Consider the following 25,573-nt stretch of genomic DNA (forward strand, 5'->3'; position numbering starts at 1 on the left):
GGATACGTCGTGGCCTACCCGGACGTCCGGAGACTTCTGTGGCAGAGGAACAGCGGCCCGCCTCCGCGAACGATGCGCAGATCAGGCGGCTGACGGGGGTGGTGATCGCGGTCACCGCGGTCCTGTGGAGCACCGTGCCCGTCACCTACCTGCTCGCCGGCGGGGGGCTGCCCGCCTTGGCCGCCGGCGCGATCCTGTCCGGTCTGCTGGTGCTCTACGGCCGGGCCGTCCATCGCCACGTCGCGGGGGTGCCCCAGGGGCGGGCGCGGGTGTGGTCTCTCTGGGCGATCGTGGCCGTCGTCTACGGCCTCTGGCCGGTCTTCACGGAGATGTGGATCTACATGCCGAGCATAGCCGGGGCCGCGGCGATGCTGATGCTGCCGGTCCGCGGCGCCGCCGCCATGCTCATGGTGGTGACGTTGGCGCAGGTCATCGGCTTGACGCTGCTGGGAAAGGGGCCGTCCGAGGTGCTCTTCGGCACGGTCAACGTGCTCGCCACGGCTGTCGTCCAGTTCGGGGTCGTTCACTACGCCAGGTTTGTACGGGAACTGCGTGAACTGCGGAACTCGCTCGCCGAGGCGGCGCTCTGCCAGGACCGGCTTCGCGTGGCGCGGGAGCTGCACGACCTGCTCGGGCAGACTCTGACCTCGATCACGCTGAAGTTGGAGCTGGCGCTCACGCTGGTGGACGTGGACCGCAGCCGGGTCCGCCCGGAGCTCGAGGCGATGATGGAGATCACCCGCGACGCGCGGACCGAGGTGAAGGGCGTGGTGGACGCGCGGTCGAACCTCGACCTCGGGGCGGAGCTGTCCGCGGCGGTCGCCCTGCTGGAGCTGTCCGGCGCGCGGTGCGCGCTCCATACCGGGATCAGCGAGGTCGACTCCGAGATCGGCGCCGTACTGGCCCGGGTCGTCAGGGAAGCGGCCACCAACATCGTGCGACACAGCTCGGCGCGGGTCTGCGGCATCGAGCTGGCCGAGGTGAACGGCCTGATACTCCTGCGGCTGTCCAATGACGGCGTGCCCCCGGAGGGCGGCTCCGGGCCGGGACGGGGAAGCGGGCTTCACGGACTGAGGAAACGGGTGGAGCGGATGGGTGGGGAACTCGTCGCGGGCGGGGACGGGGCGGGCGGCTTCTCGGTGAGAGTCGCCCTGCCGGCGGAACAGGGATCGGAGAGGACAGCCGTCGGTGATTCGCGTACTGCTGGCTGAGGACCACGGCGTCGTCCGGGGCGCGCTCGTCGCCCTGCTGAACCTCACCGGCGACATAAAGGTGGTCGGCGAGGCCGCGCGAGGCAACCGGGTGGTGTCCCAGGCGCTCGCGACGCGGCCGGACGTCGCGGTCATCGACATCGAGATGCCGGGCCTCGACGGCATCGGCGCCACCATGCGACTCAGGAGCGCCCTGCCCGAGTGCCGGGTGCTGATCCTCACCGGCATGGCGCAGACCGGCCACCTCAGGCGCGCCCTCGACGCGGGGGCGTCCGGGTTCATGCTCAAGGACGCGCCCACGGAACGGCTGGCCGAGAGCATCCGCAGGGTCGCGGCGGGGGAGCAGGCCATCGACTCCGGGTTGGCGGCCGCGGCCGTGAGCAGCCGGGTCAGTCCGCTCACCGAGCGCGAGGCGGCCGTGCTGTCCGCCGTCGCCTCGGGCGCGTCCACCGCCGAGATCGCCGGACAGCTCTGCCTGTCGGCCGCGACCGTGCGCAACTACATCTCCGCCGTGATCACCAAGGCCGGCGCACGCAACCGGACCGACGCGGTGCGGATCGCCGCCGAGTCCGGCTGGATCTGACGGACGTGGGCCGGTACGTCGATGACGAACCGCAGGCCGCGGGCGGTCAGGAGTCGGTGACGGCGCGGAGCCGTTCGACCGCGTCGGCGTACCCCTCGATCATCTCGTAGACCACCTGGCGGGCCGGTTTGACCTGGTTCATCTGGCCGACGACCTGTCCGACGAAGTAGTTCGCCAGCTCGCGCGCTCCCGGAACCCCCGCTTCGGCGGCGCGTCCCACCCGGGCCATCGCCTCCTCGGCGAGGAGCAGCTGGAGCGGCATGCCGAGGGGCCCGGGGCTGTCCGGGGCGCCGTCCCATTCCTCCGTCCAGGCGGACCTGAGCTGCCGGGCGGGCTTGCCGGTGCGCGAGCGCGACCTGACGGTGTCACGCGATGTCGCGGCGAGCATCTTGCGCTTCACCGCCGGGGGCGTCTCGGCCTCGTCCGTGGTGAGCCACACGGAGCCGCACCACACGCCCTCCGCGCCGAGGGCGAGCGCGGCGGCGACCTGGCGGCCGTCGGCGATGCCGCCGGCGGCGAGGACGGGGACCGGCGCGACGGCGTCCACGACCTGGGGGACCAGGACCATCGTGGAGACCTCGCCGGTGTGCCCGCCCGCCTCGGCGCCCTGGGCGACGATGATGTCCACGCCCGCCGCCACCTGCCGCGCCGCGTGCTCGACCGTGCCGACCAGCGCGGCGACCGGGACTCCGGCCGCCCGTGCCCGCTCGACCATCTCCGGTGGCGGCGGCCCGAGCGCGCTGGCGATCAGTCCGATGGGGTGCTTGAGCGCGACGTCGATGAGCCTGGTCGCGCCTTCGTGGGTGACCCTCCGGCCTACGTCGTCCGCGTCCCCGGGGCTGCCGGCCCCGGCGGCGCCGATCTCGCCGGGACCGTTGTGGGCGCCGACGCCGTACTTGCGGAACAGGTGGTCCACGAAGTCGCGGTGCGCCTCCGGGATGAGGTCGGGCAGGCGCGCGCCCGGTGCGGCGGCCGCGGCGTCGATCTTCCCGGGGACCAGCACGTCCACGCCGTACGGCCGGCCGCCGACCTGGGCGTCGATCCAGGTCAGCTCCTCGTCCAGCCGCTCGGCCGAGTAGGCGACGGCGCCGAGGACGCCGAACCCGCCCGCGTTGGTCACCGCGGCCACGACGTCGCGGCAATGGCTGAAGGCGAACAGCGGGAACTCCACGCCGAAGCGCTCGGTGAGCCTGGTGCGCATGCCGCGAACCTACGCCCAGAACGATGTTCGGTCCAGGGCCGGCGGTTGTGGAGGGCGGGCGGATCGTCGCCGGCACCAAGCGTTCATCCATTCGTCCACGTGCGCATCCGTGATCAGATCCTGTCGTTCGCCCAGCCACGTTGGACTCCCGACTTGGTCATTTCGGTCGGAAGCCCCCATATTTCTGGTCCTTCGGCCGTTCATCGAGTCACAAGGATGTGCAATGAACAACCGCCGAGCACGGCTTACCCTCGCCGTCGCGGCCATGGCGGCCGCCACGGCACCGCTGTCGATGACCACGGTCGCCGCCGCGGACGCCCCCTCCACCTCGGCCGAGAAGGCCGCGCCCACCGCGCAGTGGACGACGCGTACCGTCGCGCCGGGGGTGGAGGTGCGTACCGGCGTCATCACCGACCCCACCGCCGCGCCCAGCTGGGCCGTCACGGTGCAGGCGCCCGTCACGGCCCGGTTCACCGGCGCTCAGGCATGGGCCGCGGTCGGCACGGAGACGTGGGCCGCGCAGACCTCCGACAAACTGCGCGCCGCGGGGTTCGAGCCGAACCTGACGGGGATCGACTGGCCGGACTACACCGACACGCCGCACGGCCTGATGGGCGTACGCGTCCGGGTCGGCACCTACCCGACCCAGGGTGAGGCGGCGAGCGCGGCGGCGAAGGTCACCGCCGCCGGTTTCCGCACCGCGGTCGAGTGGACCGGCTACGACGCGGACCAGCCGGCCGACCGGGAGAACATCCACGTCGCGGTCATCGACCCGCGTGCCTTCGACGGCTCGGTCACCGCCACCCACGACGGCAACGTCGCCCAGCGGGAGACGACCTCCTCGGTGGCCGCCAAGCTCGGGTCGCTGGTGGGGGTCAACGGGGGCTTCTTCGTCACCTCCGACGCGGACGGGGCGCAGGGCATCCAGGCGGGCATCAGCGCCCACGACGGGAGGCTGGCGTCGATGGCGGTGGGGTCGCGCGCCGCGCTGATCCTCACCGGCGGCGGACGGCACAGCCGGATCGCCGACCTGACCACCACCGTCACCGCCCGGGCCGGCGGCTCGACCTACGCCGTCCGGGGCATCAACCGCACCCCCGGACTCGTACGGGACTGCGGTCAGGACGGCGGGAGCCCCACCGCCGAGGCGCGCCAGGACGTCACCTGCACCATGGCCGACGACCTGGTCGAGTTCACCTCCGAGTACGGCCGCAGCCTGCCGGCCGGTCCCGGCAGGCAGGTGACGCTGGACGCCAAGGACCGTGTGGTGGCGGTCGGCGACCGGGGCGGCGTCGTCGCCCCCGGACAGACCGTGCTCCAGGGCATCGGCCAGGCGGCCGACTGGCTGGGCGGCCACGCCGTGACGGGCGGGAAGATCTCCGTGAAGGAGGTCGTCCGCGACACCCACGGCCGGCAGACCAAGCTCGGCGCGGGCGACACCATCGTCAGCGGCGCCCCGACCCTGGTGGAGAACGGCAAGATCAACATCGACGCCGCCGCCGAGGGCATCGTCGACCCGGCCGACCTGTCCTTCGGGTACGCCTGGTCGAACACCCGCCAGCCGCGCACGATGGCGGGCCTCGACCGGCAGGGCCGCCTGCTGCTGGTCACCGTGGACGGCCGGCTCAGCGGCGGCAGCGAGGGCTTCACCATCGCCGAGGCGGCGGCCTTCATGAAGTCCCTGGGCGCGGAGCAGGCGCTGAACCTGGACGGCGGCGGCTCCACCGCGATGGCGGTGAACGGCGAGCTGGTCAACCGTCCCTCCGACGCGGCCGGTGAGCGTGCCGTCGGCGACACGATCCAGGTCCTGCCGCGCACGCGCTGACCTCGGCGAGGCCGATCTCGATCAAGAGGACGAGCCGCGGTGGACGTCCGGGCCGCTCGATGGCCCGGACGTCCTGCCGGCACCGCCGGAAAGGCGATCGGACCCCGGGCGCCGGCGAGCCCGGGAAGGGCGGCTCAGGGCCGTCGTACGGGCGTCCTGGGGCCGGTCACTCGTTCGAGGCCAGGAGGCGCACCGACGGTTCGTCCCGCGCCGCCTCCGGGCCGCCGCCGGGGCGCGGGGAGTGCCAGCCCTCCTCCGGCGTGTACGTCCGGACGAGCTTGGCGGGAACCCCGGCCACGACGGAGTGGTCGGGGAACTCACCGCGTACCACGGCGCCTCCGGCGACCACCGACTGGCGGCCGAGCCGGGTGCCGGGCAGGATGATCGCTCCCGTGCCGAGCCAGGAGCCCGAGCCGATGGAGACGGGGTTGTTGCGCGGCCACTGCCGCCCGATCGGCGTCTCGGGGTCGTCGTAGACGTGGTTCTGGTCGGTGATGTACACGTACGGCCCGGTGAAGACGTCGTCGCCGATGTCGATCGACTGGTGGCCGACGATGTGGCTGCCCCTGCCGATCGAGCAGCCGCGGCCGATCCTGACGATGGAGTCGGGGCCGAGGTCGACACCCGGTCCCATGCCCGCCGAGATCGACACGCGCTCCCCGACGAGCGTGTGGTCTCCGATCTCGATCCACGCCTCGCCGAAGATCGCGCCGACGGGGAAGGACAGGCACGCTCCATCACCGAGGCGGCGGAACCGATAGTCCGCGGGAGAGAGCGGGCTGACGGCCCCCGCCGCCTTCGCGTATGCCCAGCCGCGGTGGAGCAAACGGCCCACGGCGCGCTTCACGATCGACATAACGGGACAAGTTACTCCTCGGTCGAAGTGCGGGCTATGGCGGGTTCGTGCACGTAGTGGACAAGGTTTGTTATTCTGAGAGCCCGTGGGCATGACGGCCGTCCATCTGGACGGCTGGGGATCACAACGACCACGGGAGCCACTTTGCGCAGCGCCGCACACACCAAGCATCTGTTCGTCACCGGCGGCGTCGCCTCCAGTCTTGGCAAAGGGCTCACCGCCTCGAGCCTCGGACGCCTGCTGAAACTCCGGGGCCTGCGGGTCACCATGCAGAAGCTCGACCCCTACCTCAACGTTGACCCGGGCACGATGAACCCGTTCCAGCACGGTGAGGTGTTCGTCACAGACGACGGAGCCGAGACCGACCTCGACGTCGGCCACTACGAGCGCTTCCTCGACACCGAGCTGCACGGCTCGGCCAACGTCACCACCGGCCAGGTCTACTCGAACGTGATCGCCAAGGAGCGGCGCGGCGAATACCTCGGCGACACCGTCCAGGTCATCCCGCACATCACGAACGAGATCAAGGACCGCATCCGCGGCATGGCCGGCCCGGACGTCGACGTCGTCATCACCGAGGTCGGCGGCACGGTCGGGGACATCGAGTCGCTCCCCTTCCTCGAGGCCGTCCGGCAGGTCCGCCACGAGGTGGGCCGCGACAACGTCTTCTTCCTCCACGTCTCGCTGCTGCCGTACATCGGCCCGAGCGGCGAGCTGAAGACCAAGCCGACCCAGCACTCCGTGGCCGCGCTGCGCAGCATCGGCATCCAGCCCGACGCGATCGTCTGCCGCTCCGACCGGCCGATCACGACGAGCCTCAAGCGCAAGATCAGCCTGATGTGCGACGTGGACGAGGACGCCGTCGTCTCCGCCGTGGACGCCGCCTCGATCTACGACATCCCCAAGGTGCTGCACGCCGAGGGGCTCGACGCGTACGTCGTGCGCCGGCTCGGCCTGCCGTTCCGCGACGTGGACTGGACGCAGTGGGACCAGCTCCTGCGCCGGGTGCACCGCCCGGCCAAGGAGGTCACGATCGCCCTGGTCGGCAAGTACATCGACCTGCCCGACGCCTACCTCTCGGTCACCGAGGCGCTGCGGGCCGGCGGCTTCGCCAACGACGCGCGGGTCAACATCCGCTGGGTCAAGAGCGACGACTGCGAGTCCCCGGAGGGGGCGGCGCGCGAGCTCGACGGCGTCGACGGCCTGCTGATCCCGGGCGGGTTCGGGGTGCGCGGCATCGAGGGCAAGGTCGGCGCGATCCGGCACGCCCGCGAGAACGCCGTCCCGCTGCTCGGCATCTGCCTCGGCATGCAGTGCATGGTGATCGAGGCGGCGCGCAACCTGGCCGGCGTCGAGGGCGCGGGCAGCACCGAGTTCGACCCGGAGGCCGCCGCCCCGGTGATCTCCACCATGGCCGACCAGGAGGACGTCGTCTCCGGCGAGCGCGACATGGGCGGCACGATGCGGCTCGGCCTCTACCCGGCCAAGCTGGCCGAGGGCTCGCTCGCCCGCCAGCTCTACGGCAAGGCCAAGGTGGAGGAGCGGCACCGCCACCGCTACGAGGTGAACAACTCCTTCCGCGAGCGCCTGGAGAAGGTCGGCATGGTGTTCTCCGGCCTCTCGCCGGACGGCCGCCTCGTCGAGTACGCCGAGCTCGCCAACGACCAGCACCCGTTCTTCATCGGCACCCAGGCCCACCCCGAGTTCCGGTCGCGGCCCACCCGTCCGCACCCGCTGTTCAAGGGGCTGGTCGGCGCCGCGCTCGCGTACGCCGACGCGCGTGGGACCACGGTGAAGGCGGGCCGGAGCAAGTGAAGATCGAGGATGTCCCGGAGTCGTGGGAGATCACGGACTCCAAGGAGCGCTTCGCCGCCCGGGTGATCTCCGTACGGACCGACACGGTCCGCATGCCGGGCGACGAGACGGCCGATCGTGACTATGTCGTGCACCCGGGCTCGGTGGCGGTGCTCGCCGTCGACGAGGACGACCGGGTGCTGATGATCCGCCAGTACCGCCACCCGGTGCGGCGTCTGCTCTGGGAGCTGCCCGCCGGGATCAGGGACGTGCCGGGCGAGCCGCTGGTGGAGTGCGCCGCCCGCGAGCTGGCCGAGGAGGCGGGCTACCGGGCGCGCACCTGGCACACGCTGGTCGACATCTACACCTCGCCCGGCATGTGCGACGAGCGCATCCGGATCTTCCTCGCCCGCGACCTGTCGCCGATCCCCGAGGAGGAGAACGACTACGTCCACCGGCACGAGGAGATCGGCATGCCGGTGGAGTGGGTTCCCCTGGGGGAGGCGGTGGAGAAGGCGATGACGGGAATGATCCACAATTCCCCCGCCATCGCCGGTATCCTCGCCGCGTACGCCGCCTCCGCCGACGGGTTCAAGGGGCTCCGCCCCGCCGACGCGCCGGAGGCCTGAGTCCGTAGGGGGACGTCCTGAGCGAGACGGAGGCCGTGCTGTCCAGCTACCTCGCCCATCTGGCGGTGGAGCGGGGCCTGGCCGCCAACACGCTCGCCTCCTATCGGCGTGACCTGCGGCGTTACGTGGACCATCTCCGGTCGCGTGGGCTCGACACGTTCGCCGACGTGGGCGAGTCCGACGTCGTCGCCTTCCTGGCAGCGCTGCGGGAGGGCGACGACGAGCACCCCGCGCTGGTCGCCAGCTCGGCCGCGCGGGCCGTGTCCGCCGTGCGCGGCCTGCACCGCTTCGCGCTGCGTGAGGGGGTGGCCGGCCACGACCCGGCGCACGAGGTCCGCCCGCCGCGCCAGCTCCGCAGGCTGCCCAAGGCGATCACGGTCGCCGAGGTGGAGCGGCTCATCGCCGCCTCCGGCCCCGAGGACTCGCCGCTCGCCCTCCGCAACCGCGCCCTCCTGGAGGTGCTGTACGGCACCGGCGCGCGCATCTCCGAGGCGGTCGGCCTCGCCGTGGACGACGTGTCGCTCGGCGTCGGGGCGGAGGACCAGGTCCGGCTGCGCGGCAAAGGGGGGCGCACCCGGATCGTCCCTCTCGGGCGGTTCGCCCGCCAGGCGCTCGACGCGTACATCGTCAGGGCGCGGCCTCAGATCGCCGCGCACGGCCGGGGGACCTCGGGCCTGTTCCTGAACGCCAGGGGTGGCCGGTTGACCCGCCAGGGAGCCTGGGAGGTCCTGCAACAGGCCGCCGAGCGCGCCGGTCTTTCCGGCGTTTCACCGCATATGTTGCGACATTCGTTCGCAACCCATCTCCTTGACGGAGGGGCTGACGTTAGGGTGGTGCAGGAGTTGCTCGGGCACGCCTCGGTGACCACCACCCAGGTGTACACCTTGGTCACGGTCGACAAGCTCCGCGAGGTCTACGCGGCCGCCCACCCGCGTGCCCTGCGCTGAAATGCGGCCGAATATCGCGTCCAAGGGCGCGGCGCCTTGCCGCATACGTGCCAAGCCTTTAAATTCGGTCGAGTTCGTGACCGTCAGGGAGGTTCATCAAGGTGACTGCGACCACCGATGCGACGTGGACCGCGGGACCCCCCGGCCGTGAGATCGGACCCACCGGCCGGGTGCGTCCGGTCTTCCCCACGCCCAGTCCGCCGGAGACCCACGGCCCGGCGCGCATCGTCGCGATGGTGAACCAGAAGGGTGGTGTCGGCAAGACCACCACCACGATCAACCTGGGCGCCGCGCTCGCCGAGGTCGGACAGCGGGTCCTCCTCGTCGACTTCGACCCGCAGGGCGCTCTGTCGGTCGGCCTCGGCATCGACCCGCGACCGCTCGAGGCGACGATCTACGACCTGCTCATGGAGGAGCCCGACGTCACCACCGAGGACGTCCTGCTCAACACCACGGTCGAGGGCATGGACCTGTTGCCGAGCAACATCTTCCTGTCCGGCGCGGAGATCAGGCTCGTCAACGAGGTCGCCAGGGAGTACGCCCTGCAGCGGTCGCTCGAGCCGCTGCTGCCGCACTACGACATCTGCCTGATCGACTGCCAGCCGTCGCTCGGCCTGCTCACCGTCAACGCGCTGACCTGCGCGCACAGCGTGATGATCCCGCTGGAGTGCGAGTTCTTCGCGCTGCGCGGCGTCGCCCTGCTGATGGAGTCCATCGGCAAGGTCCAGGAGCGGCTCAACAAGAACCTGGAGATCGACGGCCTGCTCGCCACCATGTACGACCCGCGCACGCTGCACGCCCGGGAAGTGCTCCAGACGATCATGCAGGGCTTCGGTGACAAGGTCTTCCACACCGTCATCAACCGCACCGTCCGCTTCCCGGATGCGACCCTGGCGGGCGAGCCGATCACCCAGTTCGACCCCGGCTCCATGGGCGCCACCGCGTACCGGGAGCTGGCGCGCGAGCTGCTCGCGCGCTGGCCCGCCCGCGTCTGACCCCGTCCCGAAACCCCGGCCCGGCGGGCCGATCCGTCCCCGGGGAGCGACGCCGTACGGGACAATGGGCGACGTGACCGAGCAGCCCGCAACCGCGTTCCAGGTGCATCTGGACGTCTTCGAGGGCCCCTTCGACCTGCTGCTCGGGCTGATCTCCAAGCACAAGCTGGACATCACCGAGGTGTCCCTGCACAAGGTCACGGACGAGTTCATCTCCTACATCCGCTCCCGGGGGCCGGAGTGGGACCTCGACCAGACGAGCCACTTCCTGCTCGTCGCGGCGACCCTCCTGGACCTCAAGGCCGCCCGGCTGCTGCCCACCGGCGAGGTCGAGGACGAGGAGGACCTCGCCCTGCTGGAGGCGCGTGACCTGCTGTTCGCCCGGCTTCTGCAGTACCGGGCGTACAAGGAGGTCGCGAAGATCTTCTCGGCCCGGATGGCCGAGGAGGCGCTGCGCTTCCCCCGGATCGTCCCGATGGAGCAGCGGTTCGCCAGCCTGCTGCCCGAGCTGATCCTCGGCATCGGCCCGGAACGGCTGGCCAAGATCGCCGTCAAGGTCTTCACGCCGAAGACTCCGCCGTCGGTTTCCGTGACCCACATGTACCAACCGCTCGCCAGCGTCCGCGAACAGGCCGCTATCCTTGTCGAGCGGCTCAGGCTGGCCCGCACGGCCACCTTCCGGTCGCTGACCGCCGACTGCGCGGGCACGTACGAGGTCGTCGCGCGTTTCCTGGCCGTCCTGGAGCTGTTCAGGGAGGCCGCTGTCTCCTTCGAGCAGCTGGAGCCCCTCGGCGAGCTCTACGTGACCTGGACCGGCGCCGCCGACGGGGACGTGACCGTCGGCGACGACTACGAAGAGGGCAAGAGGGCCGACGATGAGTCCGAGTGAGTCCGAGCGCGTCGAGGACGCGACGGCTCCGGCCGAGCCAGGCCCCCTCCGATCGGCGATCGAGGCCATCCTCCTCGTCGTGGACGAGCCGGTCGCCGAGGTGACGCTTGCGCAGGTCCTGGAGCGCCCGACCGTAGAGGTCGCGGCCGTCCTGCGCGATCTCGCCGCGGAATACACCGCGGCCGGGCGGGGTTTCGACCTGCGGGAGGTCGGCGGAGGCTGGCGCTTCTACACTCGGGCCGATTACGCCCCCGTGGTGGAGCGCTTCGTCCGGGACGGCCAGCAGGCGCGGCTGACGCAGGCCGCGCTGGAGACCCTAGCCGTGGTCGCCTACCGCCAGCCGGTCAGCCGGGCCAGGGTGGCGGCGGTCCGCGGCGTCAACAGCGACGGGGTCATGCGCACCCTGGTGGCGCGCGGCCTCGTGGAGGAGGCCGGCACCGATCCGGAGAGCCAGGCCGTGCTCTACCGGACAACGAGTTACTTCCTGGAGAGGTTGGGCCTGCGGGACCTCGGCGAACTGCCGGAGCTCGCCCCCTTCCTCCCCGACGATGTGGAAACCCTAGAGGAGCAGAAGTAGTGGACAGCAGGCGTACCCCGTCCGGTGATGGACGCGGTCGGAGCCGGAGCACCGGCGGGCGCGACGGCAGCACGCGAGGCGGATCCCAGGGCGGGTTCCGCGCCGGACGCGGTGGCGGGTTCCGTTCCCAGGCACCCCGTTCTGACAGATACGGCGACCGTGAGCGCCGGAACGACGACGACCGCGGCGGGTCCTTCCGCGCGGGCGACCGCCAGCCCGGTCGGGGCGGCGAGCGCGACGACTCCCGCGGGTTCTCCCGCGACCGCGGCCCCGCCGGGGCCGGCCGGGGCGAGCGGGACTCCTTCCGCGCGGGGCGGTTCGGCCGGTCGGCCGGCGACCGTGACCGTGACGTCCGCGATCGGGATTCTCGCGACTCCCGCGACTCCCGCGACTCCCGCGACTCCCGCGATCGCGACCGTGACTTCCGGGACCGCGACCGCGATCGTGGTTCACGTGACCGCGACTTCGGCCGGCGTGACGCCCGTGACCGGGACAGCCGCGACCGGGACGTCCGCGACCGTGAGCCGCGGGACGTCCGGCGCGACGACCGCGAGCGCGACGGTCGCCCGTCCGGATCGCGCGGGCGGTACGGCCGCCCCGAGGGCGAGCGCCGCGACCGCCGTGAGCGCCGCGACGACGTGCAGACCATCGGCCGGACCGGCGGCGGGGAGCGGGGCGGCTCCCGCGGCCGCTTCGGCAAGGACAGCTCGCGCCGTGAGCTGCGCGAGGGCGGGCGCCCCGACTTCCGGGCCAAGCCGGCGGCTGGGCGGCCCGGCGGCCGCGGGGCCGCCGCGGGCGGGAACCCGTTCAAGAGCGCCCGGCAGCCGCTCCGGGACCCGGACTTCTACGAGCCCGGCTACACCGACGAGCGCGACACCACCGAGGTGCCCGGCGGCGACCGGCTGCAGAAGGTCCTCGCCCAGGCGGGCGTGGCCAGCCGCCGCGCCTGCGAGGAGATGATCGGCGACGGCCGCGTCACCGTCGACGGGCAGGTCGTCCGCCGCTTCGGCGCGCGGGTCGATCCGTCCAAGCAGGTCATCCACGTGGACGGCAAGCGCATCCCGACCGCGTCCGACCTCGTCTACTTCGCGCTCAACAAGCCGATCGGCGTGGTGAGCACGATGGAGGACCCCGAGGGACGGCCGTGCCTGCAGGACTTCGTGCAGGATCTCGCCCCGCGTCTCTTCCACGTCGGCCGGCTGGACACCGAGACCGAGGGCCTGCTGCTGTTCACCAACGACGGCGAGCTCGCCCACCGGCTCACCCACCCCAGCTACGGCGTGAAGAAGAAGTACTGGGCGAAGGTTCCGGGTCCGATCCCGCGCGACCTGCACCGGGTGCTGCGCAAGGGCATCGAGCTGGAGGACGGCCTGGCCAAGGTGGACGAGTTCCACATCATTCAGGAGCACGGCCAGCAGGCGCTGGTCGAGGTGGTCCTGCACGAGGGGCGCAAGCACATCGTCCGCCGCCTGCTGGAGGAGACCGGCCACCGGGTGCTCGACCTGGCCCGCATCGAGTTCGGCCCGGTCAAGCTGGGCCGGCTGAAGCCGGGCACGGTCCGCGCGCTCACCCTGCAGGAGGTCGGCGACCTCTACGCGGCGGTCGGCCTGTAGCCTGACCGGACGACAGACGGCGGCGCCCCCGAGCGGCGGAAAGAGCGGCGGAGCGGGAGCGCGGTGGAACGAGAAGGGGATGACATGGTGCGGGCGATCCGGGGAGCCATCCAGGTCGACGGCAACGATCGCGAGTCGATCCTGGCCGGGACGACCGAGCTGGTGACCGAGGTGATGGCGCGCAACAAGCTCACCACCGACGACGTCATCAGCGTGATCTTCACGGCCACGCCGGACCTGACGGCGGAGTTCCCCGCGCTGGCCGCGCGGAAGCTGGGCTTCCACGACGTGCCGCTGCTGTGCGCGAGCGAGATCGACGTGCCGGGCGCCCTGCCGCGCGTGGTCCGGTTGATGGCCCACGTGGCCACCGACCGGCCGCGGCAGGAGATCCAGCACGTCTATCTCCGGGGCGCGGTCGCCCTCAGGGTCGACATCGCCCAGTAGATCGCCCGGCGGAGCCGACGAGGCCGGCCCGGGCCCCCGGGAGGCGGGCACGCCGCTCGGGTGAAGCGAGCACCATAAGTTGGGCCAGGTATCGCAGCCGGAGAGGGCGGCACGGAACGCCTCGGGTACGACGGAGCCTGGCGACAGGGATTGGAGGGCCTCCCGCGAGCCGGGGCCCTCACGACACGGCACGGTAGGGCAGCATCATGACTCCCATCCAGGACGGCACGATCGGCAGCGTTGTCGTTGTCGGCACCGGTTTGATCGGCACCTCCGTCGCGCTGGCGCTGCGCGAGCGCGACGTGCGGGTCTACCTCGCCGACCGCGACCCCGCCGCCGTACGGCTGGCGCGGGAGCTTGGCGCGGGTGAGGAGTGGACGCCCGGCGTCACCGCCGACCTCGCGGTCATCGCCGTGCCGCCCCAGTTCGTCGCCGCGCAACTGCTCGACCTGCAGAAGAACGGCGCCGCCCGCTGCTACACCGACGTGGCGAGCGTCAAGGCGCTCCCGGTGAGCGAGGCGGAGGAGCTCGGGTGCGACCTGGCCACGTTCGTGCCGGGCCATCCGCTGGCCGGGCGTGAGCGGTCGGGACCCGCCGCCGCCCGGGCCGACCTGTTCCTGGGCCGTCCCTGGGCGCTGTGCCCCAATTCCGGCACGTCGGCGGCCGCCGTACGGACCGTGCGGGAGCTGGTGGCGCTGTGCGGCGGGAACGCCGTCACGGTGAACGCCGCCGAGCACGACCGGGCGGTGGCCGTCATCTCCCACGCCCCGCACGTGACCGCGGCGGCCGTGGCGGCGCGGCTGGCCGAGGCGTCGGAGACGGCGCTCGGGCTGTCCGGGCAGGGCGTGCGCGACGTCACCCGCATCGCGGCGGGCGACCCCGGGCTGTGGACCGGCATCCTGTCCGGCAACGCCGTACCGGTGGCCGAGGTGCTCGAACGCGTGGCGGCCGACCTCGCCGCCGCCGCGCGCTCGCTGCGCGGCCACGCGGGGGAGGGCACGGCCGTCTCCGAGGTGACCGACCTGCTGACCCGCGGCGTGGTGGGCACCGGGCGGATCCCCGGCAAGCACGGCGGCCCGGCCCGTACTTATACGGTCGTCCAGGTCGTGATCGGCGACCGGCCGGGCGAGCTGGCCCGGCTGGTGCAGGCCGCGGGTGAGACCGGGGTCAACATCGAGGACATCCGGCTGGAGCACGCGCCGGGGCTGCCTCTCGGCGCCGCCGAGCTGTACGTCCAGCCGGAGGCGGCGGCCGGGCTGGCCAAGGCGCTGCGCGCCCGCGGCTGGCAGGTGCCCTGACGCGGGGCCGGCTTCTGGCGCCGTGGCCGTCCCGTGATCGTCGGCGCTCGCCGCCGATGCGCGGGGGATCGGCGAGTGCCGGTACTCTCGGGGGCGGACAACGGCAGAGTGCATCTTGACGCGCTCTTGAGGCAGAGGAGCGATCGTGTCGGGTCTGGTCGTCGCGATGGACGGGCCTTCCGGGTCGGGTAAGTCGAGCGCGTCGCGCGGCGTCGCGCGGGCGCTGGGGCTGCGTTACCTCGACACCGGCGCGATGTACCGCGCGGTCACCTGGTGGATGCTCCAGCAGGGGGTCGACCTGGCGGACGCGGACGCGATGGCGGGCCGGGCGGGCGACCCGCGGCTGGTCATGAGCACCGACCCGGACGCCCCGGGCGTCACGGTGGACGGCGTCGACGTGAACGGTCCGATCCGCGAGGCCGCGGTCACCGGGGCGGTCTCCGCGGTGAGCGCCGTCCCCGAGGTGCGCGCCCGGCTGGTCGCGCTGCAGCGCGAGATCATCGCCGGGGCGCTCGCCTCCGGCGGCATTGTCGTGGAGGGGCGCGACATCGGCACGGTGGTGGCCCCGGACGCCGCGGTCAAGGTCTTCCTGACCGCCAGCGCCGAGGCCCGCGCCGCCCGCCGCACGGCCGAGCTGAACGGCACCACGGTGGCGGCGCAGAAGGTCGAGATGGCGCGGCGGGACAGACTGGACTCAACCCGGCGGGCGGACCCGCTGGCCAAGGCGGCGGACGCCGTCGAACTGGACACGACGCCGCTGGACCTCGACGAGGTGATCGCCGAGGTGCTGCGACTGGTCAAGGAACGAGCCTGATCGCCGAAAGGGCCGGGATCCCCGGCCCTGACGGGCAGGAGGGCACGAAGCGAACCTGATCCTCTCCGGATCGGGAGAGGAAGCGATGAGCAGGGACGTGACGGGGGAATACGGAGACGAGGCCGGCTGGATCGAGGCCGAGCTCGCCGATCTCGCCGCAGACGAGGCCGAGGAGGCGCCCGACACCGGGCCGCTGCCGGTCGTGGCCGTGGTCGGCCGGCCCAACGTGGGCAAGTCCACGCTGGTCAACCGGATCATCGGCCGCCGCGAGGCGGTCGTCGAGGATGTGCCGGGTGTCACCCGGGACCGGGTCACCTATGAGGCGACCTGGCGGGGGCGCCGGTTCACCCTGGTCGACACGGGCGGCTGGGACCCGGACGCCACGGGCATGGCGCTCCGCATCGCCGAGCAGGCGCAGATCGCGGCCGAGCTGGCCGACGTGATCCTGTTCGTGGTGGACGCCAGTGTCGGCGTGACCGACTCCGACGAGGCGGTCGGCGCCGTGCTGCGGCGGGCCGGCAAGCCCGTCGTGCTGGCCGCCAACAAGGTGGACAACCAGCTCATGGAGCTGGAGGCGGCCGGGCTGTGGTCGCTCGGCCTGGGCGAGCCGCAACCGGTGTCGGCGCTGCACGGCCGGTCCAGCGGCGACCTGCTCGACGTGGTGCTCGACGCGCTGCCCGAGACGCCGCCGCAGACGTTCGGCGCGCAGAGCGGCCCGCGCCGGGTCGCCCTGCTGGGCAAGCCCAACGTCGGCAAGTCGTCCCTGCTGAACAAGGTGGCGGGCGAGGAGCGGGTCCTCGTGGACCCGATGGCCGGCACGACCCGCGACCCGGTGGACGAACTGGTCGAGCTGGGCGGCCGGACGTACCGCTTCGTCGACACGGCCGGCATCCGCCGCCGCGACCGCGAGCTCAAGGGCGCCGACTTCTACGCGGCGATGCGCACGCGGGCCGCCCTGGAGCGGTCGGAGGTCGCGGTCGTGCTGATCGACGCCTCTGACACGCTGACCGAGCAGGACCTGCGCATCATCAGCCTGGTGATCGAGTCCGGCCGCTGCATGGTCGTCGCGTTCAACAAGTGGGACCTGGTCGACGAGGACCGGCGCTACTACCTGGAGAAGGAGATCGACCGGCAGCTCGTCCGCACGCCGTGGGCGCTGCGGGTCAACATCTCCGCGAAGACGGGCCGGCACGTCGAGAAGCTGACCCCGGCCATCGAGCGCGCCCTCGACTCCTGGGGGACGCGGGTGCCCACCGCGCGGCTCAACCAGTTCCTCACCGAGCTGGTGCAGGCGACGCCGCCCCCGGTGCGCGGCGGCAAGCAGCCCAAGATCCTGTTCGCGACCCAGGCGTCCAGCGAGCCGCCGAAGTTCGTGCTGTTCACCTCCGGCTTCCTGGAGGAGACCTACCGCCGGTTCATCGAGCGCCGGATCCGCGAGGAGTTCGGCTTCGCCGGGTCTCCGATCGAGGTCACGATGAAGATCCGGGAGAAGCGCAAGGGCAAGTGACCCCTTCGGTGCGCCCCGCCGCCGACACCGGCGGGGGCGCCGAGCCGGTTGGTAGGGCTGGCCCTACCAACCGGACGCCGGTGGGCAGGCTCGTCCGCCGGTCCGGAAAATCCTAGTTTGATTGACATGCGACGTACTCTGCGCCGGCTCACCGCCGACACCGCCTACCTGCTGATCGGTTTCCCCCTCGCGGTCGCCGTTTTCTGCGTGCTCATCGTCGGAATCTCGGCCGGCCTGGGGACGGCGGTGACGCTGCTCGGCATCCCGGTGCTCGCCGCCACCCTGCTCGGGGTCCGCACCTTCGGTGACATCGAGCGGGTGCGGATCAGCGGCGTGCTCGGAAAGCCGGTGTCCCGGCCGCGTTACCCGGAGGCGCCCGCGGGCGCCGGCTGGCTGCGCCGTACGGCCAATCCGGTCCTGAGCGGGCAGTCCTGGCTGGACGCGCTGCACGCGCTCCTGATCTTCCCCGTGGCGATCGGGACGTTCGTCCTGACCATCGTCTGGTGGGCGTTGGCGCTTGTCGGCCTGCTGTACCCCCTCTACGGCGGGATCACCTCCAACATCCCGGGCAACCATCAGCTCCCCGAACTGCTCGGGCTCGGGACGGGATACGTCACCGACAGCGTCTTCTACATCATCATCGGGCTCATCTTCGCGATCACCCTCGCCCCGGTCATGCGGGGCTGTGCCGTACTGCAGGCGTCGCTGGGCCGGACGCTGCTGAGCGGGGTGGCGGAGCTGCAGGAGCGCATCGAGGGGCTGACCGAGGGCCGCAACGCGGCCGTTCACGCGGAGGCGGACGCGCTGCGCCGGCTGGAGCGCGACATCCACGACGGGCCGCAGCAGCGCCTGGTGCACCTGGCGATGGAGCTGTCCCGGGCGCAGCGGGAGCTGCAGCGGGACGCGTCCGCGGCGCACGAGACCATCGGCCAGGCGATCACCGCGACCCGGGACACCCTCGACGAGCTGCGGGCGCTCTCCCGCGGCATCGCCCCGCCGATCCTCGCCGACCGGGGGCTGGCCCCCGCGCTGGCCGCCCTGGCCAGCCGGTGCACCGTACCGGTGGAGCTGGACGTGCAGGTCGAGGAGCGTTTCCCGGCGCTGGTGGAGAACACCGTGTACTTCCTGACCGCCGAGGCGCTCACCAACGTGGCCAAGCACAGCCGGGCCACCACCTGCGCGGTGTCCCTCATGAGGGTCGGGGACTCGCTGCTGCTCACCATCGGCGACGACGGGGTCGGCGGCGCGCACGTCGCCAAGGGGCACGGCCTGGCCGGGCTGGCCGACCGGGTCCGCGTGGTCGAGGGTGAACTGACCGTAAACTCGCCGGCCGGTGGGCCGACGATGATCGTCGCGGAGGTGCCGTGCGCGTAGTCGTGGCGGATGACGCCGTCCTGATCCGGGCGGGCCTGGTCCGCCTCCTCGAGGAGTTCGGCTGCGAGGTGGTGGCGGCGGTCGGCTCGGGCGAGGATCTCGTGCGGGCCGTCGTCGAGCTGCGGCCGGACGTCTCCGTCGTGGACGTGCGGATGCCGCCGTCCTTCACCGACGAGGGGCTGCGGGCCGCCGTCGAGGTCCGGCAGAAGGTGCCCGGCACGCCGGTGCTGATCCTCTCCCAGTACGTCGAGGTCTCCTACGCCGACGACCTGCTGGCCGACGCCCGGGGCGCGGTCGGCTACCTGCTGAAGGACCGGGTCGTCGACGTCGAGGAGTTCATGGAGGGGCTGCGCCGGGTCGCCGGGGGCGGCACCGTCTTCGACCCGCAGGTGGTCTCCCAGCTCATGGTGCGCCGCCGCAGGGACGACCCCCTGGCCTCGCTCACCCCGCGTGAGCGCGAGGTGCTCGGCCTGATGGCGGAGGGCAGGTCCAACCCGGCGATCAGCCGCCAGCTCGTGGTCACCGAGGGCGCGGTCGAGAAGCACGTGCGCGGCATCTTCCAGAAGCTCGGCCTGTACGCCGAGGACACCGACCAGCACCGCCGTGTCCTGGCGGTGCTGGCCTACCTGCGCTCCTGAGCCGCCGTCAGGCGCGTGCGGCCGCGGGCGTGGCGGCGACGGCTCCCCTTGCGAGCGCCCGCGCCCGGTGGACCAGGACGGCGGTGACGCCGAGGACGGCGACCCCCACGAGGGAGTGGAACCCGAGGACGATCAGCCCGCCCGTGGTGCTCCGTTCGTCGGTGTGTCCGGCCATCTCGGCGAGTGAGAAGACGACGAAGAGCTGGATCGCGACCAGCGCGAACGGCGTGATCGACAGGGTGACCAGCCGGGCGCCGGCCCGGGCGATCGCCGCGACGATCGTGGTCAGCAGCGACAGCAGCGGGATGACCAGCTCGCCGACGATGATGTGGTAATCGATCAACGCGCCGGCCGATCCCGGCAGCGGCGCCGGCCGCTCGAACGCGCCGAACGTGACGAGGTAGAAGAGGACGAGCACGGTGACCAACTGGATCACCGTGCAGCCGTAGTAGACCTTGCGCATGGGGCTCCTCGGATGAGTGGAACGGGGCCCCGGGGGTTCGTGCGGACGGGGCGATCGCGCTCATCCTGCGCTGCGCCGTGTCCCGTCCGCACGGGTGCGACGTCCCTCCGGCCCGGGAGGGATTCCGGGCCGTCCCGGGATCGTCCGGGGCCGGCTACGGCCGCCTGGCGGCCCGGCGGGGGAGGAGCAGGGCCCACAGTGCGCCCGCGGCGCACAGCACCGCGGTGATCAGGAAGATCTCGGTGTACTCCGCGTGCAGCGCCGAGTGCACCTTGGCCGTGTACTCGGCGAGCCTCCGGGCGTACTCGGCGGCTTCCACCCCGATCGGGAGCGGCGTGTCGAGGTGGGCGGTGAGCGACTGGAACCGGTGGAAGCCCCACGCGGACAGCGCGGCCACCCCCAGCAGCATGCCCATCATCCGGGCCACCACGACCGCCGCCGAGGCGACGCCGTGCCGCGCGGCCGGTACGGCCCGCAGCACCGCGGAGGACACCGGCGCGACGACCAGGCCGAGCCCGAGCCCCGCGACGACCAGGTCGACGTCCATGCGCGAGCCCGCCGAGGCGAGATCCAGCGGCCACTGGGAGATCCGCACATAGCCGACGGAAGCGACGGCCAGGCCGCACGCGGCGACCGCGCGCTCGCCGAACCTCCCCGCCAGCAGGCCGCCGAGCAGCGCGGCCACGGCCAGCGCGACGAGGAACCGGGTCAGGACGAGCGCGCCGCCCACCGTGTCCAGGCCGAGCAGGGTCTGCGCGGTGAACTGCACGTCCACCAGCGTGACCAGCAACGCGGCGCCGGCGAGGAAACTCACGCCGAGAGTCGCGATCACCGGTCGCCGCGCCGTCCCCGACAGGTCGAGCAGCCGGACCGGCGAGCGGGCCTCCCAGACGGCGAACGCCACAGCCGCGACCAGCCCGGCCACCACGCACGGCACGCCCCACGGCGGGAGCACGCCGCTGTCTGGCGAGGGGTTGTACAGGCCGGCGACGAGCAGCCCGAGGGCCGCGGCGAGGAGCAGGCCGCCGATGACGTCGACCCTGGCTCCGCCGTACGGCGCCCGCCCGCCGGGAACGCCGCGCTGGACGGCCACCGCGGCGAGGGCGGCCAGCGGGATGTTGACCCAGAAGATGAGCCGCCACCCGCCGGTCGGCAGGCCCAGCCAGGCCGTACCGGCGGGGATCAGGGAGGCGAGGGCCACGCCGTACAGGGGGCCGAGGACGCTGCCGAGCTCCTGCGCGGCGCCCACCGCGCCCAGCGCCGCGGGGCGGGAGCGCTCCTCCCACAGGTCGCCGATGAGCGCCATCGTGATCGGGAGTAGCGCGCCGCCCGCGACGCCCTGGAGCGCGCGGCCCACGACCAGCATGGGCACGTCCCCGGCCAGCGCGGTGACCAGCGAGCCGGCGGCGAACCCGGCCAGGCAGGCGTGGATGAGGGGACGCCTGCCGTACCGGTCGGACAGCCCGCCGAGCAGCGGCATCGCGGCGACGTAGCCGAGCAGGAACCCCGTCACGATCGGCGTGGCCCGCTCCAGGTGGTTCAGCGGGACCCCGGCGTCCCTGGCGACGTCGATGAGCACGGTGACCACGACGTACGCGTCGAGCGCGGCGAGCAGTACGGCGGTGCCGCCGACGCCGAGCGCGATCCTGCGGGCGGCGGGCGCGGGGGCGGCGGCGGGCATGGCGTCCGGCGAGGGGGAGGCGGTCATGCGGTCAGGACGCCGGCGGCGTGATCGTCACCGGCGCGTCGTAGTCGGAGAGGTTCACGACGACCTTGCCTCCGGTGAGCGGGAGGTCCATCTTGAGCAGCCGTCCGGTGGCCTTGTCGAGCCAGACGGTGCCGTTGACGCCCTGCGCGATGCCGGGGATCAGCTTGGCCAGGATCTGCTGGGAGAGCGTGACCGGGACGCGGTAGGCGTCCGTGCCCGCGACCTTCTCGACGGCCTCGGTCCGCGCGTCGACGGCGCCGGACAGCAGCGCGGGCAGCCCGGTCAGCACCGCGGAGGGGTCGTAGAGCGCGGCGAGCTCCTCGCGGGTCATCCGCTGGAAGCCGCCGGTCGGGCCCTTGAAGTGGACCGCGTCCCCGAGCAGGACGAACTCCAGCTCCTGGAGTGAGCCCATGATGTCGATCTGGAGGGTGCCCTTCGCGTCGCCCTCCTTGGTGAGGCTGCCCTCGGCGTGCTTGACCGTCACGGACGGATTGCCCTCGGTCTCGATGGTGAACGCGACCGTCTCGACCGCCGCCATCGCCGTGGCGGCCTTCTTCATCAGGTCGGGCCCGGCGGGCAGGCCGGCCTCCGCCGACCCGCCGCAGGCCGGCACCAGGAGGACGGCGAGGACGAGCCAGACGGTGCCTGCCAGGCGTCGTGTCAGGAGTCTTGTCACACGCGGATCGTAGCGATCGGGGCCGCGCCCGGCGCGGGGTCGCGACGTATCGGTTTGGCACCATGCCCGACTGCGGCCGGCATATCCGGCATACGGCCAACGCTGGCGTACCCAGGTCGCCGGGCGGCGACGGTCAGGAGGCCTTTCCGGAGCGGACCCGCTGGAGGTGGGCCACGATCGGGGCGTAGATCGTCTCAAGGGCGGTGACTTGGTCGGCGGTGAGCCGGTCGATGAAGTGGTGGCGCACGCCCGCCACGTGGTTCAGCGCGACCCGCTGGATGGTCTCCCAGCCCAGGGTGGTGAGCACGGCGAACGTGCCGCGCCGGTCGTCCTCGCAGTGCTCCCTCGTTACCAGCCCGGCCGCCTCCATGCGGGATATCTGGTGGGAGAGCCTGCTGCGCGACTGCACGGTGGCGTCGGCGAGGTCGCTCATGCGCATCCGGCGCCCGGGGCTCTCCGAGAGGTTGACCAGGATCTCGTAGTCGTTCAGCGACAGACCGGCCTCGTGGAGCTCGCGGTCGAGCTGGTGGGACAGCAGCCGGTGAACGGTCAGGTGCGTGCGCCAGGCCCGCTGCTCCTGAGGGGTGAGCCAGCGAGGGTCGTCCATGCCGACCAGCATAAGATCATGCCGCCCCGTGTCCCGCGGCGAGGGCGCACGCGGCACGACCCGAGGGGTCGGGTCACACCCGGGCTGCGGCCCGGCCGCCGAGGAGCCGCAGCCGGCCGGGGCTGTCGGTGATCGCGCCCGCGATGACGCTGCCCGCCGTCCACTCGAGCAGGTGCCTGCCCTCCCACTCCAGGGTGGCGGCGTCGTCGTCGAACGGCAGGCCGGACAGGTCGGTCTCCCGCAGCTGGTCGAGGGTGAGCTCGCCCCGCTTCACCAGGGCCTCCTTGCGCACCCACTGCCGGATGAGCTTGCGGTTGTCCCGTCCCACCAGGTGGGCCTCGGCCGGGCTGAGCGCGACGGCGGCCAGGCTCTGGTCGGCCGGACCCTCCGTGGCGTGCTCGGCGTCCACGCCGACCCGGCCGTGCCCCACCGCGGCGCACACATACCCCCTGGTGTGGGACATGCTCACGGACAGGTCCGGTTCCTCCGCGAACTCCGGCCGGCCGTGCGGCCCGCCGCACTGCTCGCAGCGCTGCACCAGCGTGAGCAGGCAGGCGCGGGTGCCGAGGAACTCGGCCGCGCAGTGCCGTACGAGAAGGTGGGCGGCGACGAAGTCGAGCCGGTCCTGCTCGCGGTTGAAGCGGTCGGCGCGGGCCCGCTCGGCGTCCGTGAGCGTCCCCCCGACCATGTCGAGGACCTCGTCGGTGTGGCCGGCGAAGATCAGGGGGGAGCGCACGGCCTCACCTTATTCGAGCATGGTGACCAACGCGTAAATCGCGGGCGTCCTGTTCGGCCGGGCCGGGGGTCAGCCGAGCAGCCCGGCCATCCACGCCTCGATCTCGTCCGCGCGCCTGGGCAGGCCCGCCGACATGAGACGCGCCCCGTCCGCGGTGATGACCAGGTCGTCCTCGATGCGCACGCCGATGCCGCGCAGCTCGGGCGGCAGCGTGAGGTCGTCGGGCTGCAGGTAGAGGCCGGGCTCGACGGTGAGCACCTGGCCCTCCTCCAGCACGCCGTCGAGGTAGGTGCCGGCCCGCGCCCCCGCGCAGTCGTGGACGTCCAGGCCGAGCATGTGCCCGCTGCTGCAGAGGGTGTAGCGGCGGTAGAGGCCGCTCTCCAGGTCGGGGTTGGACAGCACGCCCCAGTCGTGCAGGCCCTCGGCGATCACCCGCATCGCGGTCAGGTGGAACTCGCGGAACCGGGCGCCCGGACGCAGGGTCGCGATCGCCGCGTCCTGCGCCGCCAGGACGAGGTCGTACACCTGCCGCTGCAGCGGGCTGAACCGGCCGGACAGCGGCAGCGTGCGGGTGATGTCGGCGGTGTAGAGGTTGTCGCTCTCCACGCCCGCGTCCAGGAGCAGCAGCTCGTCGGGGTTCAACCGCCCGTCGTTGCGGATCCAGTGCAGCACGCAGGCGTGCGCGCCCGAGGCCACGATCGACTGGTAGCCGACCGCGTTGCCCTCCAACCGGGAGCGCAGCCCGAAGATCCCTTCGATGTACCGCTCGCCGCGCGGGTGGGCGATCGCCGCGGGCAGCGCCCGGACCACGTCCTCGAAGCCGCGGGCGGTGGCGTCCACCGCATGCTGCAGCTCCGCGACCTCCCACTCGTCCTTGACGAGCCGCATCTCCGCCAGGAACGTGGCGAACTCGCCGTCGCCCTCCCCGGGCGACACCAGGGCGTCGATCGAGCCGTCCACGCCGCGCAGCACCCGTGCGGGCCCGGAGAGCGCGTCGGGCAGGCGGTCGATGTGGACGCACTCGATCTGGTGGAGCTCCTCGGCCTCGGCGAGGTCGGGGCGGCGGCCCACCCAGAACTCGCCGTACCGGCGGTCGCGGTAGAACTCCTGCCCCGCGGAGCGGGGCGAGCGCGGCCGCATGAAGAGGCGCGCCGCGCCGGACGGCTCGACCACCAGCACGTTGTCCGGCTCCTGAGCCCCCGTCAGGTACGTGAACGCGCTGTGCGCCCGGAACCGGTAGTCGTCGTCGTTGCTGCGGACCTTGAGCGTCCCGGAGGGGATGACCAGCCGCTCCCCGGGAAAGCGCGAGGCGAGCGCGACCCGCCGCTTGGCGGTGTACGCGGCGAGGGGCAGCGGATGCGCGTCGGTCCGGCTGGTGTCGGCCCAGCCGGTCGCCATGAACTCCGCGAGGGCCTCGGTGATCGGAAGGTCGTGGCTTCCGGTGTTGAGCTTGTCCGTCATCGTTGTCTCCGGGTGGCGGGCAATGGTGGTATTTCACACATTACTGCTTGGGCGCTGGTCACCCGATTGTCCTCCATCGAGACCGGACCGCTCTCCGGCGGGGGCTCGGTCCCGCCGCGGCCGGGCGTCACTGATCCGCAACGCGCATAGGGGGAGGGTGTCGAGGGCAATGGTCAGGGAAAACATGCCGGGCCGGAGCCGAGGTGGTGCCGATGCTGATCAGAACTGTTCTGCGGCGCAAGGGTACGGACGTGGTGACCGTGCCGCCGGACGCCACGGTCACCGAACTGCTGGCCGTCCTGGCGGAGCGGAACATCGGGGCGGTGGTCGTCTCGGAGGACGGCCTGGCCATCACCGGCATCGTCTCCGAACGCGACGTCGTCCGCCGGCTGGCCGACCGCGGCGCCGCGGTCTTCGACCTCCCCGTGTCCGCGATCATGACGACCGAGGTCCACACCTGCACCCCCGAGGCGAACGTGGACGAGCTCCGCCGCACCATGACGAACCACCGCGTCCGGCACGTCCCGGTCGTCCGCGAGGGGCGGCTCGCCGGCATCGTCAGCATCGGCGACGTCGTCAAAAGCTCCATCGACGATCTGGAGACGGAGAACGAGGCCCTGGTCGGCTACATCCGCGGCTGACCCGGCCCGATCGGAAAGGGGAGGGGCCCGGCGCGCGCCGGGCCCCTCCTCGTCTCGCCGGACGGGATCCGGGTCCGGTCTCGCGG

Annotated in this window: 25 protein-coding genes; 17 read left to right on the forward strand and 8 right to left on the reverse strand. The window is 72.5% G+C overall.

Annotated elements, in window-relative coordinates:
- Positions 1-38 precede the first annotated feature (38 nt).
- Both AWQ71_RS07550 and AWQ71_RS07555 read left to right on the forward strand, forming a co-directional pair.
- Positions 39-1,211 carry a sensor histidine kinase gene (locus tag AWQ71_RS07550; protein WP_067128682.1) on the forward strand — a complete coding sequence of 391 codons (1,173 nt, stop codon included), beginning with the start codon at positions 39-41 and terminating at the stop codon, positions 1,209-1,211.
- The gene (locus AWQ71_RS07555) at positions 1,189-1,794 is read left to right on the forward strand and encodes a response regulator transcription factor (RefSeq protein ID WP_067128685.1); all 606 of its coding nucleotides are present in this window, start codon (positions 1,189-1,191) and stop codon (positions 1,792-1,794) included. The genes AWQ71_RS07550 and AWQ71_RS07555 overlap by 23 nt, the downstream gene beginning before the upstream one ends.
- Before the next feature lie 46 nt (positions 1,795-1,840).
- Here AWQ71_RS07555 and AWQ71_RS07560 read toward each other — a convergent pair whose 3' ends face one another.
- A complete protein-coding gene (locus AWQ71_RS07560; RefSeq protein WP_067128688.1) occupies positions 1,841-2,995 on the reverse strand; it encodes an NAD(P)H-dependent flavin oxidoreductase in 1,155 nt (384 codons plus the stop codon).
- A 223-nt stretch (positions 2,996-3,218) separates the two neighbouring features.
- Here AWQ71_RS07560 and AWQ71_RS07565 point away from each other — a divergent pair, with 223 nt between their 5' ends.
- On the forward strand, positions 3,219-4,820 hold the full coding sequence (locus AWQ71_RS07565) for a phosphodiester glycosidase family protein (protein ID WP_067128691.1): 1,602 nt from the start codon (positions 3,219-3,221) through the stop codon (positions 4,818-4,820).
- A gap of 166 nt (positions 4,821-4,986) precedes the next feature.
- On the opposite strand, the gene AWQ71_RS07570 is transcribed toward AWQ71_RS07565, so the two are convergent.
- Positions 4,987-5,676 carry an acyltransferase gene (locus tag AWQ71_RS07570; protein WP_084258669.1) on the reverse strand — a complete coding sequence of 230 codons (690 nt, stop codon included), beginning with the start codon at positions 5,674-5,676 and terminating at the stop codon, positions 4,987-4,989.
- A gap of 144 nt (positions 5,677-5,820) precedes the next feature.
- Here AWQ71_RS07570 and pyrG point away from each other — a divergent pair, with 144 nt between their 5' ends.
- From pyrG to AWQ71_RS07635, 13 genes are all read left to right on the forward strand, one after another.
- Positions 5,821-7,491, forward strand: a complete 1,671-nt coding sequence (gene pyrG / locus AWQ71_RS07575; protein ID WP_067128694.1) for a CTP synthase — start codon at positions 5,821-5,823, stop codon at positions 7,489-7,491.
- Positions 7,488-8,099 carry an NUDIX domain-containing protein gene (locus AWQ71_RS07580; protein WP_067128697.1) on the forward strand — a complete coding sequence of 204 codons (612 nt, stop codon included), beginning with the start codon at positions 7,488-7,490 and terminating at the stop codon, positions 8,097-8,099. The genes pyrG and AWQ71_RS07580 overlap by 4 nt, the downstream gene beginning before the upstream one ends.
- Before the next feature lie 35 nt (positions 8,100-8,134).
- The gene (xerD, locus tag AWQ71_RS07585; RefSeq protein ID WP_245658155.1) at positions 8,135-9,046 is read left to right on the forward strand and encodes a site-specific tyrosine recombinase XerD; all 912 of its coding nucleotides are present in this window, start codon (positions 8,135-8,137) and stop codon (positions 9,044-9,046) included.
- Between the two features lie 152 nt (positions 9,047-9,198).
- On the forward strand, positions 9,199-10,041 hold the full coding sequence (locus tag AWQ71_RS07590) for a ParA family protein (RefSeq protein ID WP_305071596.1): 843 nt from the start codon (positions 9,199-9,201) through the stop codon (positions 10,039-10,041).
- A 64-nt stretch (positions 10,042-10,105) separates the two neighbouring features.
- Positions 10,106-10,930: a segregation and condensation protein A gene (locus AWQ71_RS07595; RefSeq protein WP_067128705.1), complete on the forward strand. Its 825-nt coding sequence runs from the start codon at positions 10,106-10,108 to the stop codon at positions 10,928-10,930.
- The gene (gene scpB / locus AWQ71_RS07600; RefSeq protein WP_067128708.1) at positions 10,917-11,507 is read left to right on the forward strand and encodes an SMC-Scp complex subunit ScpB; all 591 of its coding nucleotides are present in this window, start codon (positions 10,917-10,919) and stop codon (positions 11,505-11,507) included. The genes AWQ71_RS07595 and scpB overlap by 14 nt, the downstream gene beginning before the upstream one ends.
- Positions 11,507-13,120, forward strand: coding sequence for a pseudouridine synthase (locus AWQ71_RS39955; RefSeq protein ID WP_084258670.1), 1,614 nt, complete (start codon positions 11,507-11,509; stop codon positions 13,118-13,120). Before scpB ends, AWQ71_RS39955 begins: the two co-directional genes overlap by 1 nt.
- Positions 13,121-13,204: 84 nt before the next feature.
- Positions 13,205-13,564 (forward strand): chorismate mutase, encoded by a 360-nt coding sequence (gene aroH / locus AWQ71_RS07610; RefSeq protein ID WP_066946862.1) that lies wholly within the window; start codon positions 13,205-13,207, stop codon positions 13,562-13,564.
- Positions 13,565-13,770: 206 nt separating this feature from the next.
- On the forward strand, positions 13,771-14,862 hold the full coding sequence (locus AWQ71_RS07615; protein WP_067128711.1) for a prephenate dehydrogenase: 1,092 nt from the start codon (positions 13,771-13,773) through the stop codon (positions 14,860-14,862).
- Positions 14,863-15,028: 166 nt separating this feature from the next.
- Positions 15,029-15,676 carry a (d)CMP kinase gene (cmk, locus tag AWQ71_RS07620; protein WP_067129052.1) on the forward strand — a complete coding sequence of 216 codons (648 nt, stop codon included), beginning with the start codon at positions 15,029-15,031 and terminating at the stop codon, positions 15,674-15,676.
- Between the two features lie 85 nt (positions 15,677-15,761).
- Positions 15,762-17,183 carry a ribosome biogenesis GTPase Der gene (der, locus tag AWQ71_RS07625; protein ID WP_067128714.1) on the forward strand — a complete coding sequence of 474 codons (1,422 nt, stop codon included), beginning with the start codon at positions 15,762-15,764 and terminating at the stop codon, positions 17,181-17,183.
- 126 nt (positions 17,184-17,309) lie between these two features.
- Positions 17,310-18,557 (forward strand): sensor histidine kinase, encoded by a 1,248-nt coding sequence (locus AWQ71_RS07630; RefSeq protein ID WP_067128716.1) that lies wholly within the window; start codon positions 17,310-17,312, stop codon positions 18,555-18,557.
- Positions 18,548-19,195, forward strand: a complete 648-nt coding sequence (locus AWQ71_RS07635; RefSeq protein ID WP_067128719.1) for a response regulator — start codon at positions 18,548-18,550, stop codon at positions 19,193-19,195. Before AWQ71_RS07630 ends, AWQ71_RS07635 begins: the two co-directional genes overlap by 10 nt.
- 7 nt (positions 19,196-19,202) lie before the next feature.
- On the opposite strand, the gene AWQ71_RS07640 is transcribed toward AWQ71_RS07635, so the two are convergent.
- The 6 genes from AWQ71_RS07640 to AWQ71_RS07665 form a co-directional block, all read right to left on the reverse strand.
- Positions 19,203-19,658, reverse strand: coding sequence for a DUF6220 domain-containing protein (locus AWQ71_RS07640; RefSeq protein WP_067128722.1), 456 nt, complete (start codon positions 19,656-19,658; stop codon positions 19,203-19,205).
- A gap of 154 nt (positions 19,659-19,812) precedes the next feature.
- Complete coding sequence (locus tag AWQ71_RS07645) at positions 19,813-21,366, reverse strand: MFS transporter (RefSeq protein WP_245658157.1); 1,554 nt, start codon at positions 21,364-21,366, stop codon at positions 19,813-19,815.
- Positions 21,367-21,370: 4 nt separating this feature from the next.
- Positions 21,371-22,042 (reverse strand): LppX_LprAFG lipoprotein, encoded by a 672-nt coding sequence (locus AWQ71_RS07650; RefSeq protein WP_245658158.1) that lies wholly within the window; start codon positions 22,040-22,042, stop codon positions 21,371-21,373.
- Between the two features lie 133 nt (positions 22,043-22,175).
- On the reverse strand, positions 22,176-22,649 hold the full coding sequence (locus AWQ71_RS07655) for a MarR family winged helix-turn-helix transcriptional regulator (RefSeq protein WP_067129063.1): 474 nt from the start codon (positions 22,647-22,649) through the stop codon (positions 22,176-22,178).
- A 73-nt stretch (positions 22,650-22,722) separates the two neighbouring features.
- Positions 22,723-23,385, reverse strand: a complete 663-nt coding sequence (locus tag AWQ71_RS07660) for a 4'-phosphopantetheinyl transferase family protein (RefSeq protein ID WP_067128726.1) — start codon at positions 23,383-23,385, stop codon at positions 22,723-22,725.
- A 69-nt stretch (positions 23,386-23,454) separates the two neighbouring features.
- A complete protein-coding gene (locus AWQ71_RS07665; RefSeq protein ID WP_067128729.1) occupies positions 23,455-24,846 on the reverse strand; it encodes an aminopeptidase P family protein in 1,392 nt (463 codons plus the stop codon).
- 212 nt (positions 24,847-25,058) lie between these two features.
- Between AWQ71_RS07665 and AWQ71_RS07670 the strand changes: the two genes are divergently transcribed.
- Positions 25,059-25,487, forward strand: a complete 429-nt coding sequence (locus AWQ71_RS07670) for a CBS domain-containing protein (RefSeq protein WP_067129066.1) — start codon at positions 25,059-25,061, stop codon at positions 25,485-25,487.
- Positions 25,488-25,573 lie beyond the last annotated feature (86 nt).

The organism is Microtetraspora malaysiensis (assembly GCF_001528665.1).
GTDB classification, from domain to species: domain Bacteria; phylum Actinomycetota; class Actinomycetes; order Streptosporangiales; family Streptosporangiaceae; genus Microtetraspora_A; species Microtetraspora_A malaysiensis.